Source organism: Streptacidiphilus pinicola (assembly GCF_003258295.1).
GTDB classification, from domain to species: Bacteria; Actinomycetota; Actinomycetes; order Streptomycetales; family Streptomycetaceae; genus Streptacidiphilus; species Streptacidiphilus pinicola.
Genome location: NZ_QKYN01000039.1, coordinates 49,608 through 68,045, shown reverse-complemented (window position 1 = coordinate 68,045; position 18,438 = coordinate 49,608). Strand labels below are relative to the sequence as shown.

Here is an 18,438-nt window from a genome sequence, read left to right as displayed (position 1 = left end):
CGCTCCCTCCCCCGGGCAGGCCGGACAGGCCTGCCCGGGGGAGGGAGCGGGTCATGAGGGTCAGCGTCTTCGGGCTCGGCTACGTCGGTTGCGTGTCGGCCGCGTGCCTGGCCGGTCAGGGCCACGAGGTCGTCGGGGTGGACGTGAACCGGGTGAAGGTGGACCTGGTCAACGCCGGCAAGGCGCCCGTGGTCGAGGAGCGGATCGGCGAGCTCACCGCCGAGGTGGTGCGGGCCGGATCGCTGCGGGCCACCACCGACGTCCGTGAGGCGATCAAGGGGAGCGAGGTGTCGCTGGTCTGCGTGGGCACCCCGTCGGAGCCCAACGGCAGCCTGTGCACCACCTATCTGGAGCGGGTCACCGAGCAGATCGGCGCCGCGGTGGCGGAACGGGGCGGGCGGCAGACCGTGGTGTTCCGCAGCACCATGCTCCCCGGCACCTGTCTGAACCTGCTGGTGCCGATCCTGGAGAAGCAGTCGGGCGGCACGGCGGGCGTGGACTTCGGCGTCGCCGTCAATCCCGAGTTCCTCCGTGAGGGCACCAGCGTGCGGGACTTCTTCGACCCGCCCAAGACCGTCATCGGGGAGCTCGATCCGGCCAGCGGCGACGTGGTGGCGGCGCTCTACGAGGGCCTGCCCGGCGAGGTCTTCCGGGTGCCGATCCCGACGGCCGAGGCGATCAAGTACGCCGACAACGCCTTCCACGGCCTCAAGATCGGCTTCGCGAACGAACTGGGCGCGGTCTACCAGGCGCTCGGCGTGGACGCGCACCAGGTGATGGACGTGTTCCTGGCCGACCGCAAGCTCAACATCAGCTCCGCCTACCTCCGGCCCGGCTTCGCCTTCGGCGGTTCCTGCCTGCCCAAGGACCTGCGCAGCCTGGTCCACGCGGCGCAGCGGGCCGACGTCTCGGTGCCCATCCTCGCCCACGTTTTGCCCTCCAACACCGAACACCTGCGTCGGGCCGTGGAGTTGGTCGAGCGCACCGGAAAGCGCCGGGTCGGACTGTTCGGCCTGTCCTTCAAACCCGGCACGGACGACCTCCGCGAGAGCCCGCTCGTCGAGCTGGCGGAGCGGCTCTACGGCAAGGGGTACGACCTGCGCATCTACGACGCCAACGTGAAGCTCTCCCAACTCATGGGCGCCAACCGCGAGTACATCGAGACCAGGCTGCCGCACCTCGCGCAGTTGCTCGCGGACTCCGTCGGCGAGGTGCTCGACCACGCCGAGGTGTGCGTGGTCGGCACCAGGGATCCGGCCGTGCTGTCCGCGCTGCCCCAGGGCGGCGGCGCGGCGCTGATCGACCTCATCCACCTCCCCGACGCCGACGCGCGCCGGGCCGAACCGGGGTACACGGGCCTTGCTTGGTGACACGACCGGCCGCGACGGTTCGGGCCGGCGCGCGCTGATTCTGGTGGAGAACCTGTCGGTGCCGTTCGACCGACGGGTGTGGCAGGAGTGCACGACCCTGCGGGACGCGGGCTGGCAGGTGGAGGTGATCTGTCCCCGGGGGACGGCTCGCGACACGGAGCCGGAGGCGGAGATCGACGGGGTGCGCATCCACCGCTACCCCCTGCACGCCGCGACCGGCGGGCCGGTCGGCTATCTGCGGGAGTACGGGGCGGCGTTGCGGCACACCCTCCGGCTGGCCCGCCGCGTCGGCCCGGTCGACGTGGTCCACGCCTGCAACCCGCCCGACCTGTTGTTCCTGCCCGCCCTGTGGCTGAAGCGGCGCGGCGCGCGGTTCGTCTTCGACCAGCACGACCTGGTGCCCGAGCTCTACCTGTCCCGGTTCGGCCGCGGCGAGGACCTGCTCTACCGCGCGGTCCGCCTGCTCGAACGGCTGACCTACCGCTCCGCCGACGTCGTGCTCGCCACGAACGAGAGCTACCGGCAGGTCGCGCTGAGCCGGGGCGGAAAGCGACCGGAGGACGTCTTCGTGGTGCGCAGCGCCCCCGACGTCGACCGCTTCCGCCCGGTCCCGCCCGAGCCGGAGCTCAAGCGCGGCAAGCCCCATCTGCTCTGCTACCTCGGCGTCATGGGCCCGCAGGACGGGGTCGACTACGCCCTGCGCGCGCTGGCGAAGCTGCGCGACGAGCTCGGGCGGACGGACTGGCACGCGGTGTTCGTGGGCGCCGGCGACGCCTTCGACGCGATGGTCGAACTGTCGGGGCGGCTCGGGCTCTCCGAGCAGGTCCAGTTCACCGGACGGGTGTCGGACGCCGACCTGCTGCGCTATCTGTCCACCGCGGACGTCTGCCTCTCGCCCGACCCGCGCAATCCGCTCAACGACGTGTCGACGATGAACAAGGTCCTGGAGTACATGGCGATGGGCCGGCCGATCGTCTCCTTCGAGCTGCGCGAGGCACGCGTCTCGGCCGGGGACGCCGCCGTCTACGCGCCCGCCGACGACGAGGCCGAGTTCGCCAAGCTCGTGGCCCGGCTGCTGGACGATCCGGAGGAGCGGGCCCGGATGGGTGCGATCGGCCAGGAGCGGGTCAGCGGCGAGCTCTCCTGGCGCAACTCGCAGCGATCGCTGCTCCAGGCCTACGCCGCCGCCTGCGGCGACCGCTCCCGGGTTCCGCTGGGCGAACCGGTCAGGACCGGGAGGAGCACGTCCAGATGAACGACGACACGATCCGGTTGGCCACCGTCGGGCGGATCCTCCGCCGCCGCGGGCGGCTGCTGGTCGTCCTCGCGCTGCTCGGTGCGCTCGCCGGGTACGGCGTCTCCGTGCTCATGCCGCCGCAGTACACGACGACCGCGTCGGTGTTGCTGACGGGTGGTCAGTGGGACGCTCGCGGGCTGGCGACCCAGGCCGAGGTCGCGAACAGCTCTGTCGTGCTCGACCGTACGGCCGACGCGCTCGGCCTTCCCGGTGTCACCGGCGCCACGCTGCAGAAACGCGTGAGCGCCGCCGCGTCCAGCGACGGGAACATCATCACCGTCTCCGGAACGGCCGACACCCCGAAGCAGGCGCAGCAGCTCGCCGACGAGGTGGCCCGGCAGTTCGTCGCCTTCGCCGGGCAGGTCGCCGGTGACAACTCGGGCTCCGCGGCGGCGACACAGGCCGACCAGCTGCGGCAGCTGGTGACGGCGACCAGCCGCCGGATCACCGAGCTGGCCGCCGGGAGCAACCCGGGGCAGACCGTGGAGAGCGTGCAGTCCCGCACCGAGCTCGAGCAGTTGCGCACCGACCTGGAAGCCGCGATGAACAAGCTGGACCAGAGCGGCCCCGCCGTCGCCCAGGCCAACATGGTCGTGATGGGCTCGGCGGCCCGGCCCACCGGCGCGGCCCCGCCGACCAGGACGCAGCTCGTCGCCGGAGGAGCGCTGCTGGCGTTGCTGGCCGCCGTCATCGGCCATCTGGCCGCCGCACGGGTGGGACGACGGGCGCGCAGCGAGGGGGAGATCACCGGGGCGCTGGGCTCGGTGCTGCTCGGTGTCGTCGACGTGCTCGACGAACGGGGTCTGCGCCGGACCGGTGGCCGGGGCCCGCGGGCCTGGCTGCGCCGACTGCTGGGCACCGACACCCGGTGGGACGTGCCGGTCCCGCAGGCCTCCGGCGACGAGGACGGCCGCCGGATCCGGATCCAGCGGGTCTGCGCCCGGCTCCGGGAGCAACTGGCGGCCCCGCGTCGGCTGTTGGTCCTGGTGCCGGACGGCGACCCGACCGCCGCCCGGGCCGCCGAGCGGCTCGCGGCCGAGGCCGGGGAGGATCCCCGGCTGCGGGTGTGGGAGGTGTCGGCGGCCCGGCCGGTGGTGCCGGACCGCGCCGCCGAGTCCGGCGTCGTGGTCGTGCTCAGCGCCGGCAGTTGGACGGCCGGGGAGTTGGCCGGCATCGCCGAGGCCGCTGCGGACGCGGGGCACGAGGTCGTCGGCGTCGTCATCGCCGGCCGGGTCCGCGACCGTGGGGCGCGCCCGGGCCGTCCGGCGTCGGAGGAGGTCACGCCTTCCCTGCCGGTCGGCGAGTACGTGAGAGGGGGCTCGGCGTGACGACGAACACGAGTGGGCAGCCGTCGACCGCCGCACCGCTGGTGGATCTGCAGGGGCTGGTGGTGGCGGTGCGCAGGCGCCGTCGGCTGTGGAGCGCCCTGGCGCTGCTGGGGCTGCTCGTCGGCGCGGCGGCGGCGGCGCTGATGCCGGCCGCGCCGACCGCGGAGACCAAGGTGCTGGTCGCGCATCAGGCGGACCAGCCGAACGACCCCGGCACGCTGATCAAGACCGACGTGGCCGTGCTGGAGACTACGCGGATCGCGGGTCTGGCCCTGAAGTCCCTCGGGTCCTCCGAGGATCCGGCGCTCTTCCTGAAGGACTACCAGGGCGTCGGCCTGACCAACAACGTCCTGCAGATCACGGTGACCGGCACCACCCGGGAACAGGCGCTGGCCCGGGCCAAGGCGCTGGCGAACGCCTTCGTGGCGGACCACGTGAGCCAACTGCGGGCGGAGGCGAACGCCCAGGCCGACGCCCTGCTCGGGGAGGGCAACCGGCTGCGGACCGAACTCGCCCAGGTGAACACGGAGATCGGGAAGGAGCCGGCCCAGGGCAGCGACCCGAGCGCGGCGGCGACCCTCGAGTCGCTCTTCGCCCGCCGGGCCGCGCTCACCTCGCAGATCGACGACTACACCCAACGCGCCCAGGACGCCCGGGTGGGCACGCCCCAACTCGTGGTCGGCACCCAGGTCGTGGACGGGCCACAGGCGGTGGTGAAGTCGCTGCCCAAGGTCGCCGCCACCGACGCCGGGATCGGGCTCGCGCTCGGGCTCGTCCTCGGGCTGGCGATCTCCGCCGTCGGCACCGTGGTGGCGGACCGGCCGGTGCTGCGCCGGGACATCGCGGCGAACCTGGGCGCCTCGGTGATCGCGGAGCTGCGTCAGGTACCGCGTCGCTCGACCGGGTTGCGCTGGCGTCGGCGGACCCGGACCGCGCGGGAACGGCTCACCGTGACGCTGGCCCGCACCGTGCGCGGCTCGGCGGAACCGGTGTCGCTGCTGGAGCTCGGGTGCGCGCGCAGCGCGGCCGTGATCGCCCTGGACCTGGGCAGAACCCTGGCCGCGGACGGCCCGTTGGTGATCGTCGACGGTCTGCCGGGCCGGTGGTTCGACAACCGCCGGCAGAAGCCGGGAGACCCGGTCGTGGTCGGCAGCGAGCGGGTCACGACCGGGGTGCCGCAGGAGCGCCGCCTCGGCGTCGGCTCGGTCGCCCCGGGCACGGCCTGGACCGACCTCCAGCACCTCGGCACCCGCACGGTGCTCCTGGTCCGGGCCGGACACGGCAGCGCCGCCTGGCTGCACACCGTGGCCCGGCAGTTGGCGGACCTGCGCATTCCGGTGCTGGGCGTGGTGGTGATCGACGCCGACCCGCGCGACCGGACCGACGGGACGCTGTGGGACGGGCTGCAGACCGCGCTGCGCGGCCGCGTGGAGCGACCGGCACAGCAGAACGGCACGGCACAGCCGCGGACGGAGCGCCCGTCCTGGGTCGTGCGCGTCCCGGACAGCGATCGGGAGGCACGCTAAGTCATGTGCGGCATCGCAGGCGCGTACCACTGGCCGGACGGGAAGGCCGTGGTCGAGCGTCTCACCGACGTCCTCGCCCACCGCGGGCCGGACGGGGAGGGCCGGTACGGCCACTCCGCCGGAGCGGGCGAGGTGCACCTCGGCCACCGTCGGCTGGCGATCATCGACCTGACCGGGACCGGCGCCCAGCCGATGGTCTCCGGCGGTCTCGCCCTCACCTACAACGGCGAGCTCTACAACGCGCCCGAGCTGCGGGCCGAGTTGGCCGGGCACGGGGTGCGCTTCCGCGGCACCTCCGACACCGAGGTGGTGCTGGAGGCCTGGCGGCGCTGGGGCACGGACTGCCTGCCCCGGCTGCGCGGCATGTTCGCGTTCGGGGTCTTCGACGAGCGCACCGGTGAGCTGGTGCTCGCCCGCGACCAGCTCGGCATCAAGCCGCTGTTCCTGCTGCGGAGGGGCGAGGGGCTGGTGTTCGCCTCCGAGCTCAAGGCGCTCGCCGCCGTGACCGGCGGGTCGTTGCAGGTGGACCACGGGGCGCTGGTGGCCTCGCTGCTGTACTACTGGGTGCCCGACTCGCGGTGCGCCTTCCGCGAGGCGGAGAAGCTGCCGCCGGGGAGCTGGCTGCGCTGCCGGCCCGACGGCCGGGTGGAGCGCGGCCGGTTCTGGAACCTGAAGGACGTCGCCGCCGAGGGGCGCGAGCGGGCCCTGGCCGGTGAGCAGCCGGACCTGGCGGCGGTCGTCGAGGAGTCGACCCGGCGACACCTGGTCTCCGACGTTCCGGTGGCGACTTTCCTCTCCGGCGGGCTGGACTCCAGCTACCTGACTGCGCTGGCGGCCCGTCACCAGGCCGGGATCTCCGCCTACACGATCGGGTTCCGGGCCGAGGACGCCAGGTTCGAGGCGATGCCGGACGACCTGCGCTACGCCCGCCAGGTGGCGGCGCGCTTCGGCGTCGAGCTGCACGAGATCGAGATCGCCCCGCAGGTGCTCGATCTGTTGCCGCGGATGACGTACCACCTGGACGAACCGATCGGCGACCCGGCCGCGATCAACACCTTCCTGATCTGCTCGGCCGCCCGGGAGGCCGGGGTCAAGGTGATGCTCTCCGGGATGGGGGCCGACGAGCTGTTCGCCGGCTACCGCAAACACCTGGCCAACCTGATCGCGCTGCGCTACCAACGCGTCCCCGGGCCGCTGCGGCGCGGGGTGTCGGCGGCGGTGGACCGGCTGCCGGTCGCCACCGCCCGGCGCGGGTACCGGTCGGTGCGCTTCGCGAAGCGGTTCCTCTCCTTCGCCGACCTGCCGGAGGAGACGGCGTTCCGGCGCAGCTACACCATGTACGACCGGGACGAGCTGCTCGCTCTGGTCGACCCCGACCTCGCCGGGACCGTCCAGGACGTGCTGGACGAGCACGCGGACGTCTACCGCGACAACGAGCTCGACGACTTCGTCAACCGGATGTGCCTGGCCGACTCCCGGATGTTCCTGCCGGGCCTGAACCTCGCCTACACCGACCGGTCCAGCATGGCCGCCTCGACCGAGGTGCGGGTGCCGTACGTGGACGTCGAGGTGGTCAGGGCCGCGTTCGCGGTGCCCGGCGACCGCAAGATCGTCGGGCGGCAGGGCAAGGCCGCCCTCAAGCAGGCGGCCACCACGATTCTGCCCCGGGAGATCGTGTACCGGCCCAAGGGCCTGTTCAGCGCACCCCTGCGGGCCTGGATGAGCCGGGATCTGGCGCCGCTGGTCCGGGAGGTGGTCAACGACGGCGAGCTCGTGCGTGCCGGGATCCTGCGCCGCGACGCGCTGGCCCGGCTCGTCGCCGCGGACGCCGCCGGGCAACACGACTACTCCAAGCATCTGTGGCATGTGCTGACGCTCGAGTACTGGTACCGCGGCGCGACCTCCGGGTCCGCCCCGAGCGCTCTCCTGACGGGCGCGGGAACAGAGGAGATCCGGTGAAGCAGGTCGTGCAGAACTACAAGAGCGGCGAGTTGGCGCTGCTCGAGGTGCCGGTGCCCGGCTGCAAGCCGGGCGGGGTGCTGGTCCGCAGCGCCTTCTCGCTGATCTCCACCGGGACCGAGCTGATGAAGGTCTCCGAGGCCGGCATGTCGATGATCGGCAAGGCGCGCTCGCGGCCGGACCAGGTGGCCAAGGTCCTGCAGAGCGTGGCCACCAACGGGGTGCCCGCCACCTATCGCAAGGTGATGAACCGGCTCGACTCGTACACGCCGCTGGGCTACTCGCTGTGCGGGGTGGTCGAGCAGGTCGGCCCCGGGATCGACGACGTGGCCGTCGGCGACCTGGTAGCTTGCGCCGGCAACGAGCACGCGCTGCACGCCGAACTGAACTGGGTGCCGAGGAACCTCTACACCCGGGTGCCGGACGGCCTCGCGGCCCGGCACGCCGCCTTCGGCACCGTCGGGTCGATCGCCCTGCAGGGCGTCCGCCGGGGGGAGCCGCAGCTCGGCGAGACGGCCCTGGTCATCGGCCTGGGGCTGATCGGGCAGTTGGTGGTGCAGCTGCTGGCCGCCTCCGGGGTCCGCGTCGTCGGCGTCGACCCCGATCCGGCGCGCTGCGAACTCGCCGAGCGGCTGGGCGCCGTGGCCTGCGGCGACCCCGGATCCGCGGCGGTGGAGGCCGCCGTCGCCGAGCTGACGGACGGTCACGGGGTGGACCAGGTGTACCTGGCCGCGGGCGGCGGCAGCAACCAGCCCGTCGAGCTGGCGGCCAGGCTGAGCCGGGACCGGGGCCGGGTGGTCGACATCGGCAAGTGCCGCCTCGACCTGCCGTGGAACGCGTACTACGAGAAGGAGCTCGACGTCCGCTTCTCCCGTTCGTACGGTCCCGGGCGCTACGACCCGGAGTACGAACTCGAGGGCCGCGACTACCCGATCGGCTACGTGCGCTGGACCGAGCGACGCAACCTGGCCTGCTTCCTCGACCTGGTCGCCCGCGGCCGCGTCGACGTGGAGCCGCTGGTCTCCCACGTCGCCGACTTCGACGACGCCGTGGACACCTACCAGCGGCTGCGGGACGGCGAACTGAAGGCCGTGGCCGTGCTGTTCCGCTACCCGGAGGCCGCCGCCGAGGCCGCGGCGGCGACGGCAGCCGCCGTGACGGTGCCCACGGTGAAGGTGCCGTCTCGCTCCCTCCCCGCACGGTCCGCCGCGGCGCCGGTACGGCTGGCGTTCGTCGGCGCGGGCAACTACGCGACGTCGATGCTGCTGCCGCACCTGGCCGGGCGCGAGGGCGTGGAGCTCGCCACGGTGGTCACCACGACGGCGCTGTCCGGCGCCAACGCCCAGCGGAAGTTCGGCTTCGGCCGGGCCACCACCGATCTCCACGCGGTGCTCGACGACCCGTCCGTCGACGCGGTGTTCGTGGTCACCCGGCACAGTTCGCACGCCGCGCTGACCCGGAAGGCGCTGCTGGCCGGCAAGGCGGTGTTCGTGGAGAAGCCGCTGGCGCTCGCCGAGGACGAACTGGCCGACGTGCTCGCAGCGGTGGAGGAGTCAGGCAACGACCGGCTGCAGGTGGGCTTCAACCGCCGGTTCTCGCCGCTGCTGGAGGAGGCCAGGAGGCGGCTCGGCTCGCGCACCGGTCCGGCGAGCCTGCGCTACCTGGTCAACGCCGGCCGGCTGGACCACGGCAGCTGGTACCTGCGGCAGGACACCGAGGGCTCACGGTTCGCGGGCGAGGGCGGCCACTTCATCGACACGGCGAGCTGGCTGCTGGCGGCCGATCCGTTCTCGGTCTACGCGGTCACCACGCCCGGCAACGAGGACCTGCAGGTCGTGCTGCGCTACCCCGGTGGATCCACGGCGACCATCAGCTACCTCACCAACGGCGCGCCCGGCTTCCCCAAGGAGACCCTGGACCTGCTCACGGACGGCCACGCGCTGCGGCTCGACGACTTCGTCCGGGCCTCGGTCTACGGCGGCAAGCGGTGGGTCAGCTCGCGGCTGCCCAAGGGCCGGGACAAGGGGCAACGCGCGGAGCTGGACGCCTTCCTGGAGGCCGTGCGGACCGGCAGGCCGATGCCGGTCGCGCTGGAGTCGCTGGCCACCACCACGGCGGCGACCCTCGCGGTCCGGGCCAGCCTGGTCAGCGGTGCGCCGGTGACGCTGGAGCGGGCGCGATGAGCACGAGCACGACCGCGGGCTGGTACCTGCGGCGACTGTCCCGGATGGGTCCGGCGGAGGTCGGCGGCCGGGTGGGCGACACGGTGCGCCGCAGGCGGTGGCGCACAGCGCTGCCGGACGGCCCTCGGGTGTCCGGCGCCCGGTTCACCGCTCCGCTGCCCGCCGGGACGCTCGACGCGGTGCCGTCGGACGCCGCCAAGCGCCTCGTCGCCGAGGCGGACCGGCTGATGGACGGTCAGGCGGAGTTCTTCGGCGTGGTCCGCGACGACCTCGCCGCCCCCGACTGGTGTCTCGACCCGAAGACTGGGCGCCGCGCCCCCTCGGGCTACGCCTTCGACGTGCCGTACCGGGACGAGGAGGCGGTCGGGGACGTCAAGCAGATCTGGGAGCCGTCCCGGCACCAGTACCTGACCGTGCTCGCCGCGGCCTACGCGGTCACCGGGGAGGAGCGCTACGCCGAGCGCGTGGGGGAGCACCTGCGGTCCTGGTGGGAGGCCAACCCCCCGCTGCGCGGGGTGCACTGGGTGAGCGGGATCGAGCTGGGCATCCGGCTGCTCTCCTGGGTGTGGATTCGCCGCCTGCTCGACGGCTGGCCGGGCGCGCCCGGGCTGTTCGAGGCGAACCCCGGGGCGCTGCGGCAGATCTGGCACCACCAGCGCTGGCTGGCCGCCTTCCCCAGCCGCGGGTCCTCCGCCAACAACCACGTGGTGGCCGAGGCCGCCGGGCAGTTCGCCGCGGCCTGCGCGTTCGGGTGGTTCCCCGAGTCCCCGCACTGGCGGGCGGGTGCGCTGCGGTCGCTGGAGCGGCACCTGCGGAGCAACACGTTCGACTCCGGCCTCAACCGCGAGCTGGCCACCGAGTACCACGGCCTGGTGCTGGAGCTCGGCCTGGCCGCGCTGGCCGAGGCCGACGCGGTCGGTGTGCCGGTCCCCGTGTCGATCCGGACGGTGCTGCTGCGGATGACCGACGCGCTCGCGGCCGTCGTGGACGTCCGGCTGCGGCCGCCGCGCCAGGGGGACGCGGACGACGGGTACGGCCTGGTCGTCGACGGCGCGGGCACCGACCGCTGGGCCTCGCTGCTGACCACCGGGGAGGCCGTGTTCGGGCGCCTCGCCTGGTGGCCGGCGGTGACCGGCACCGATGTGCGCACCTCGCTGCTGGCCGCGCTGATCCGGCCCACCACACCGGCGGAGATCCGCCCCGCGCGCCGGCCGGACCACCTCGCCGACGCGGGGATGACCCTCCTGCGTGACCCGGGTGCGGGCGGCGCGGGGGAGATCTGGTGCCGCTGCGACGGCGGCCCGCACGGCTTCCTGTCCATCGCCGCGCACGCCCACGCGGACGCCCTGTCCGTGGAGGTCCGGCACGACGGCGTCGACGTGCTCGCCGACCCGGGGACGTACTGCTACCACGGCCAGCCCGAGTGGCGGCGGTACTTCCGCTCGACCCTCGGTCACAACACCCTCCAGCTGGACGGCGCCGACCAGTCCGTCTCCGGCGGCCCGTTCCTGTGGACCCGGCACGCCCGCAGCCGTGTCCTGCTCGCGGACACCTCCGAGGAGGGCGTCCTCCGCTGGGGCGCCGAGCACTCCGGGTACCGGCCGACCGTGCACCGCCGCTGGGTCGAGCTGACGGCCGCGCGCCGGGAGCTGCGCGTGGTCGACGAGGTGCGCGGGCCGAGCCCGGAGGTGCGCCTGGCCTTCCACCTCGGTCCGACGATCGCCGCGGAGCTGACCGGGAGCCGGGCGGAGCTGCGCTGGACCCGCGACGGCGAGGACCGCTCGGCGGTGCTCGACCTGCCGGAGCAACTGAGCTGGCGGGCCCATCGGGGCGAGATCGACCCGCCGCTGGGCTGGTACTCGGTCGGCTTCGGGCGCAGGGAACCCGCCACGGTCCTGGTCGGCACCGGCCCGGCCGACCGGGTGCGGGGACTGACGACGGTGCTCACGTTCGGGTAGCCGGGGAGTCCGGGACCAGGGAGGGGAGGACGGGTGGGGGGCACGATGCGGCGTCGGACGCTGTCGCTCGCGTGGCCGGTGGCGGCTCTGCTGGCGTTGGCCGGCTGTGTGAGCACGCCGGGCACGGGCACGGTGCCCTCTGCTGTGCCCTCCACGTCCGCCGCGCCCGTGGCCCGGGTGTGCGCCGCACCCGCGGCCGGACCGGCGCAGGCGCCCGCGGGCGCGGTGACGGTCGACCCGGCGGTGGTCGGCGACCTGGCCACGAAGACCCTCGACAGCCCTCCGCACACCACGTTCTGGCTCCGACCGGGCACCCACACCCTGAAGCCGGACCGCTACGCCCAGGTCGTCCCCAAGGAGGGGGACGTCTATCTCGGCGCGCCCGGCGCGGTGCTCGACGGCCGGAAGGTCAACGCGTACGCGTTCAGCGGCCCCGCCACCGGCGTCGTGATCCGCGACCTGACGGTGCAGCACTTCGTCGCCCCGCCCGACGAGGGAGTGGTCAACCACGACTCGGCCGACGGCTGGGTGATCGACCACGCGACGGTGCAGGAGAACTCCGGCGCCGGGCTGATGGCCGGCGCCCATCAGCAGGTCCGCGACAGCTGTCTGCGCGCCAACGGCCAGTACGGCATGAACGCCTACAAGGGCACCGGCGCCCTCACCGGTCTGGTGCTGGAGGGCAACGAGATCACCGGCAACAACACCGACGACTGGGAGCACAGGCGCCCGGGGTGCGGCTGTTCCGGGGGCGTCAAGTTCTGGGCCGTCAACGGCGCCGACGTCCGCGGCAACTGGGTGCACGACAACCGGGGGGCCGGGTTGTGGGCGGACACGAACAACAACGACTTCCTCATCGAGGACAACGTGATCGAGGCCAACGACGGCCCCGCGCTGATCTACGAGATCAGCTACAACGCGGTCATCCGGAACAACACGATCCGGCGGAACACCTGGGTCGAGGGACGCGCGTACGCCGACCGCGGCGACGACTTCCCCTACGGATCGGTCTACGTCTCTGAGTCCGGCGGCGAACCGCGGATCCCGGCCCGCACGAACAAGATCGACATCTACGGCAACCTGCTGGACGACAACTTCTCCGGGATCACCCTGTGGGAGAACGCCGACCGGTTCTGCAACAGCCCCGCCAACACCTCCTCGGGTGACTGCACGCTGCTGGTGAAGTCCGCCGGCAGCTGTGTGCGGCCGGGGATCGCCGCCGCTCCGCTCTACGACGACTGCCGGTGGCGGACCCAGCGGGTGGACATCCACGACAACCGCTTCGTGCTGGGCGCGGACGCCGCCGAGTGCCCGGGGAGCTGCGGCCGGATGGCCCTGCTCTCCAACTACGGCACCTATCCCGACTGGTCGCCCTACCAGGGCGACCGGGTGGCCGACGCGATCACCTTCAAGCAGCAGAACGTCTGGCACGACAACCTCTACGTCGGACCGTGGAGCTTCGTCGTCCACGACGCGAGCCAGACCATCGACTACGCGCGGTGGCGGGACACGCCCTACCAGCAGGACGCGGGCAGCACCTACCGTCCCGGGGACGGTGACTACGATGGCTGAAGCCAGCGGCACACCGAAGACCGTCGGGACCGTCTGGGGCCTGCTGATCCTCAACACGCTCGGCTCCGCCGGCGCGAAGACCATCGTCCCGCTGCCCCGCTCCTTCATCCAGATGGTCACCATGGGAGCGCTGGTCAGCGCCTTCCTGCTGGCGCTGGTCCTCAACCCCCGGGTGCGCATCCGCACCAGCGCCTACCTGCTGCTGCTGACCCTGCTCCTGGTGGCGAGCGTGGTGTCCAGCGCCCGCCTGGAGTCCGGGCTCGGCTCGCTGTTCCGCTGCTTCCGGCTGACGCTCTTCGTCGGCACGCTGTGGCTGCTCAGCCGCTGGTGGGACGGTGGCCTGGGCTTCGTCCGGCATCACGTCCGGTGGTACTTCGCGGTGCTGGTGACGGTGGCCGCGGGCCTCGCCGTCTCACCGGGCGCGGCCCTGCCCGATCTCTACGGCGGGCGACTGGTCGGCGATCTGTGGCCGCTCACCCCGCCACAGATCGGGCAGTACGCCGCGGTGATCATCGGACTCGCGGTGCTGCTCGCGCTGGGCCGGCAGACCACCTGGCGCAGTGCGGCGGTCGTCATCGTGCCGTCGTTCGTCCTGCTGGCGCTCACCCACACCCGGACGGCCACCCTCGGCCTGATCGTCGGTCTGGTGCTGGCGATCGGCTCGCTCATCCTGACCAGCGCCGCCGCGCGCCGGTTCTTCTCCTGGACGGTGCTGATCGCCCTGGTGGCGGCGGTCGGGTTCAGTTCGGCGCTGCAGACGTGGTTCCTGCGCGGACAGAGCCAGGACAACTTCAGCAGTCTCACCGGCCGGGCCAAGGTCTGGGACGCCCTGCTGACGGCCCCTCGGACGGCCCTGGAGACGACGTTCGGGGTGGGCCTGGGCGACAAGTCGTACGGCGGGCTGCCGATCGACAACAGCTGGCTGGCCGTCTTCCACGAGCAGGGCCTGGTCGGCGTCGCGCTGGTGGCCGCGTTCCTGCTGGTGCTGGGCGGCATCGCGCTGCTGCGGCCGCCGTCGCTGGCGCGGGCCTGCGCGATCTTCCTGATCAGCTACTGCGTGTCCGCCTCCTACACCGAGGCCGGGTTGGGCGACGCGTCTCCCTATCTGCTGCATCTGGCCCTGGCCGCCTCGCTGTTGGCGGCTCCCGCCCAGGCGGTGAACGTCCCGGTGCCCCCGCTGCCCCGGCCTCGGCGGCCCCGACCCCGGGCCCCCGGCACCACCGCGGCCGGCCCCACGGCAGAACGCGCCACGGCAGAACACACCACGGCAGGAAGGGAGGTGGCCTGAGCATGCACGTCCTCGTCGTGCACAACCGCTACTCCTCGGGGCAGCCGAGCGGGGAGAACAACGTCGTCGACCAGGAGGTGGGTCTGCTGCGCGAGGCGGGCCACCGGGCCGAGGTGCTCGAGCGCCGCAGCGACGACATCGCCCGCAGGTCCCTGGCGGGCAAGGTGGCGGTGCCGCTGCTGGTGCCGTGGAACCCGGCGGTCCGCGCGGAGCTCGCCGCCCGGCTCCGTACCGAGCGGCCGGATGTCGTGCACGTCCACAACGTCTTCCCGCTGCTGTCGCCCGCGGTGCTGGCCGCCTGCGCCGACGTCGGCGTGCCCGTCGTCGCCACGCTGCACAACTACACCCAGGTCTGCCCGCCCGGCACGCTGCAGCGGGACGGGCGGCCGTGCGGCGAGTGCGTCGGGTCGGCCCCGCTGCCCGCGGTCCGGCACGGCTGCTACCGGGGTTCCCGACTGGCGACGGTGCCGCTGGCGGTCAGCCTGGCGGTCAACCGGCGGCGGTGGTGGTCCGGGGTGGAGCGCTTCTTCTGCATCTCCGCGGCGCAGCGCGACGTCCTGGTGCGGGCCGGCATGCCGGCCGAACGGCTGGCGGTGAAGCACAACTTCGTGCCGGACCCGGGTGCGCTCCGGGTCGGGGCCGGCGAACACGTGCTCTTCCTCGGCCGGCTGGCGGAGGCCAAGGGGCTGCGGCTGCTCATGGCCGCCTGGGACGCGCTCGCAGCGGACGGCGGCGTGGGTGTGCCGCTGGTGGTCGCCGGCGCGGGGCCACTGGAGGGCGAGGTCGCCGCCTGGGCGGCGGGCCGTCAGGACGTGCGCCACCTCGGCCTGTGCGACCGGGCGGAGAGCCGGGCGCTGCTCGCACGGTCGGTCGCGGTGGTGGCCCCCTCGACGTGGCTGGAGGCCTTCGGCCTGGTGGTCGTCGAGGCGATGGCGGCCGGGGTCCCCACCGTCGCGGCCGGCCACGGGGCCTTCGTCGAGCTCGTCGAGGACGGGGTGACCGGGTTGCTGCACCGGCCGGGCGAGGCCGACTCGCTCGCGTCGTGCATCCGCCGGATCACCGCCGATCCGGCGCGCGGACAGGCGATGGGCCAAGCGGCCCGGCGCCGTTACGAGCAGGGTTTCAGCCCGGCTGTCGGGCTGGAGCGACTGGTGGAGGGGTACCGCTCCGCGATCGCGGAGCGGTCCGGCGGCGGGGACTTCGCGCCGCCGGTGGAACCGGGAGAAACAGCCTCGCGCGGGGATGCCCGCGCGAGCGCGGATGGGGGGCAGTAGATGACCCGATGCCGACTCTGCGGCTCGGCGGCGCTGGCCAGCGTCGTCGACCTGGGGGCGACACCGCCGTGCGAGAGCTTTCTCGCGGCGGACGAACTGGACCGGCCGGAGCCGGCGTACCCGCTGCACCTGCGGGTCTGCACCGACTGCTGGCTGGCGCAGATCCCGCCGCTGGTCACGCCGGAGGAGACGTTCACCGAGTACGCGTACTTCTCCTCCTACTCGACCTCCTGGGTGGAGCATGCCCGGACCTTCGTCGCCGACGCGGTCCGGCGGCTGGACCTCGGACCGGACGCCTTCGTGACCGAGGTCGCGAGCAACGACGGCTACCTGCTGCGGCATGTGGTGGACCGCGGCATCCGGTGCCTCGGCATCGAGCCGTCGGCGAACGTCGGTGCCACGGCGCGGGAGGCCGGGGTGCCCACGCTCACCGCGTTCCTCTCCCCGGACACCGGTGCGGCGGTCCGCGCCGAGCACGGTCCGGCGGACCTGGTCGTGGCGAACAACGTGTACGCGCACATCCCGGACGTGGTCGGGTTCACCGAGGGGCTGCGGGCCCTGGTCGCCGACGACGGCTGGGTCTCGATCGAGGTGCAGCACCTGCTGACCCTGATTGAGCAGAACCAGTACGACACCATCTACCACGAGCACTTCCAGTACTACACGGTCGCGTCCGCGATCCGCGCGTTGGCGAGCGGCGGCCTGACCCTGGTGGACGTCGAGCTGCTGCCGACGCACGGAGGCTCCGTCCGGCTCTGGGCCAGGCCGGCGGAGGCGGCGGGCGAGCCGACCCAGCGCGTGCTCGACGTGCTGGCCAGGGAGAAGGCGGCCGGGCTGCAGGAGCTGTCCGGCTACACCGAGTTCTCCGCCCGGGTGGCCAAGGTCCGCCGGGACCTGCTGCGGTTCCTGATCGAGGCGGCCGACCGCGGCGAGACGGTGGTCGGCTACGGCGCCCCGGGCAAGGGCAACACCCTGCTCAACCACTGCGGCATCCGGCCCGACCTGCTGCCGTACACGGTGGACCGGAACCCCTACAAGCACGGCCGGTTCACCCCCGGCACCCGGATTCCGATCCTGCCGCCCGAGCAGATCGCCGTCGACCGGCCCGACTACGTGCTCGTCCTGCCGTGGAACCTGCGGGCCGAACTGGTCGAGCAACTCGCGTTCGTGCACGCCTGGGGCGGCCGACTGGTCTTTCCCATCCCGGAACTGAGCATTGTCGAGGTGGAGCGATGAAGGTCGTCCTGTTCTGCGGCGGTTACGGACAGCGCATGCGCAACGGCGCCTCCGACGACACCCCCAAGCCCATGGCGATGGTCGGCCCGCGCCCGCTGATCTGGCACGTCATGCGCTACTACGCGCACTACGGGCACAAGGACTTCATCCTCTGCCTCGGCTACGGGGCGCACCACATCAAGGAGTTCTTCCTCAACTACGAGGAGACGACCTCCAACGACTTCGTGCTGCGCTACGGCCGGACCGAGCTGCTGTCCACGGACATCGCCGACTGGACGATCACCTTCGCGCAGACCGGGATCGAGTCGCCGATCGGTGAGCGGCTGCGCCGGGTGCGGCACCACCTGGACGGCGACGAGATGTTCCTCGCCAACTACGCCGACGTGCTCACCGACGCCCCGCTGCCGGAGATGATCGACCGGTTCGCCGGGGTCGACGCCGGCGCGTCGCTGATGGTGGTGCCGCCGCAGTCCTCGTTCCACTGCGTGGACCTGGGCGAGGACGGCATGGTGGGCGGCATCACCGCGGTCAGCGAGATGCCGCTGTGGGAGAACGGCGGCTACTTCGTGCTCCGGCAGGAGGTCTTCGACCACATCCCGGAGAACGGCGACCTGGTGGCCGACGGCTGCGCCCAACTGGCCAAGCGCGGCCGGCTGGCCGCCTACCGGCACCGCGGCTTCTGGAAGCCGACCGACACCGTGAAGGAGCGGGCCCAGCTCGACGCCGCCTACACCCGTGGCGACCGCCCTTGGGTCGTCTGGGAACGGGACCGGGACGGCGCCGCGGTGGGTACCGCGTGATCCGGCTCGGGACCGGGCGGCTGCACCGGATCGTCGCGGTGGGCGCGCACTGCGACGACATCGCCATCGGCGCCGGCGGCACGCTGCTGGCCATGAGCCGCGCCCGGCCGGGCCTGCGTGTGGACGCCATGGTGCTCTCCGGCGGTGGCACCGAGCGGGAACGGGAGGAGCACGCCGCGCTCGCCGCCTTCTGCCCGGACGCCGAACTCCGGTTGACCGTCCACAAGGTGCCGGACGGACGGCTGCCCGCGCACTGGGACGAGGCCAAGGCGGCCGTCGAGGAGCTGCGCGCGCAGAGCGACCCCGACCTGGTGCTGGCGCCACGCACCGACGACGCGCACCAGGACCACCGGGGCCTCGCGAAGCTGATGACCACCGCCTTCCGCGACCACCTCGTGCTCGGCTACGAGATCACCAAGTGGGACGGCGATCTCGGCCGCCCGGCCGCCTACCAGCCGCTCTCGCCGGACACGGCCGAGCGCAAGGTGCGGCTGCTGCAGGAGCACTACCCCTCACAACGGCACCGGCCCTGGTACGACCGCGAGGCCTTCCTCGGGCTCGCCCGGATCCGTGGCATCGAATGCCACGCGCGCTACGCCGAGGCGTTCGCCGTCACCAAACTCACTCTGAACCTGGGGGATTGACCC

The 18,438-nt window shown here is 73.1% G+C and carries 13 protein-coding genes; all 13 read left to right on the top strand.

Going from position 1 to position 18,438, the window contains the following annotated elements; translation table 11 throughout:
- Positions 1–53: 53 nt before the first annotated feature.
- The 13 genes from DN069_RS10990 to DN069_RS10930 are packed head-to-tail and all read left to right on the top strand — an operon-like array spanning position 54 to position 18,435.
- A complete protein-coding gene (locus tag DN069_RS10990; protein ID WP_111500718.1) occupies positions 54–1,370 on the top strand; it encodes a nucleotide sugar dehydrogenase in 1,317 nt (438 codons plus the stop codon).
- Positions 1,360–2,625 (top strand): glycosyltransferase family 4 protein, encoded by a 1,266-nt coding sequence (locus DN069_RS10985; RefSeq protein ID WP_111500717.1) that lies wholly within the window; start codon positions 1,360–1,362, stop codon positions 2,623–2,625. Before DN069_RS10990 ends, DN069_RS10985 begins: the two co-directional genes overlap by 11 nt.
- Positions 2,622–3,995: a Wzz/FepE/Etk N-terminal domain-containing protein gene (locus tag DN069_RS10980; RefSeq protein ID WP_111500716.1), complete on the top strand. Its 1,374-nt coding sequence runs from the start codon at positions 2,622–2,624 to the stop codon at positions 3,993–3,995. Before DN069_RS10985 ends, DN069_RS10980 begins: the two co-directional genes overlap by 4 nt.
- Entirely contained in the window at positions 3,992–5,521 is a 1,530-nt protein-coding gene (locus tag DN069_RS10975) for a Wzz/FepE/Etk N-terminal domain-containing protein (protein WP_111500715.1), read from the top strand. The genes DN069_RS10980 and DN069_RS10975 overlap by 4 nt, the downstream gene beginning before the upstream one ends.
- 3 nt (positions 5,522–5,524) lie before the next feature.
- Positions 5,525–7,480, top strand: coding sequence for an asparagine synthase (glutamine-hydrolyzing) (gene asnB, locus DN069_RS10970; RefSeq protein WP_111500714.1), 1,956 nt, complete (start codon positions 5,525–5,527; stop codon positions 7,478–7,480).
- Positions 7,477–9,663 carry a bi-domain-containing oxidoreductase gene (locus DN069_RS10965; RefSeq protein WP_111500713.1) on the top strand — a complete coding sequence of 729 codons (2,187 nt, stop codon included), beginning with the start codon at positions 7,477–7,479 and terminating at the stop codon, positions 9,661–9,663. Before asnB ends, DN069_RS10965 begins: the two co-directional genes overlap by 4 nt.
- Positions 9,660–11,621 (top strand): alginate lyase family protein, encoded by a 1,962-nt coding sequence (locus DN069_RS10960; protein WP_111500712.1) that lies wholly within the window; start codon positions 9,660–9,662, stop codon positions 11,619–11,621. The genes DN069_RS10965 and DN069_RS10960 overlap by 4 nt, the downstream gene beginning before the upstream one ends.
- Before the next feature lie 45 nt (positions 11,622–11,666).
- Complete coding sequence (locus DN069_RS10955; RefSeq protein WP_111500711.1) at positions 11,667–13,193, top strand: right-handed parallel beta-helix repeat-containing protein; 1,527 nt, start codon at positions 11,667–11,669, stop codon at positions 13,191–13,193.
- Positions 13,186–14,481 carry an O-antigen ligase family protein gene (locus DN069_RS10950; protein ID WP_243639087.1) on the top strand — a complete coding sequence of 432 codons (1,296 nt, stop codon included), beginning with the start codon at positions 13,186–13,188 and terminating at the stop codon, positions 14,479–14,481. The genes DN069_RS10955 and DN069_RS10950 overlap by 8 nt, the downstream gene beginning before the upstream one ends.
- 2 nt (positions 14,482–14,483) lie before the next feature.
- The gene (locus tag DN069_RS10945) at positions 14,484–15,755 is read left to right on the top strand and encodes a glycosyltransferase family 4 protein (protein ID WP_111500710.1); all 1,272 of its coding nucleotides are present in this window, start codon (positions 14,484–14,486) and stop codon (positions 15,753–15,755) included.
- Entirely contained in the window at positions 15,756–16,991 is a 1,236-nt protein-coding gene (locus DN069_RS10940) for a class I SAM-dependent methyltransferase (protein WP_111500709.1), read from the top strand.
- Positions 16,988–17,791, top strand: a complete 804-nt coding sequence (locus tag DN069_RS10935) for a glycosyltransferase family protein (protein ID WP_111500708.1) — start codon at positions 16,988–16,990, stop codon at positions 17,789–17,791. Before DN069_RS10940 ends, DN069_RS10935 begins: the two co-directional genes overlap by 4 nt.
- The gene (locus DN069_RS10930) at positions 17,788–18,435 is read left to right on the top strand and encodes a PIG-L deacetylase family protein (RefSeq protein WP_111500707.1); all 648 of its coding nucleotides are present in this window, start codon (positions 17,788–17,790) and stop codon (positions 18,433–18,435) included. Before DN069_RS10935 ends, DN069_RS10930 begins: the two co-directional genes overlap by 4 nt.
- The last annotated feature ends 3 nt before the right edge of the window (positions 18,436–18,438 follow it).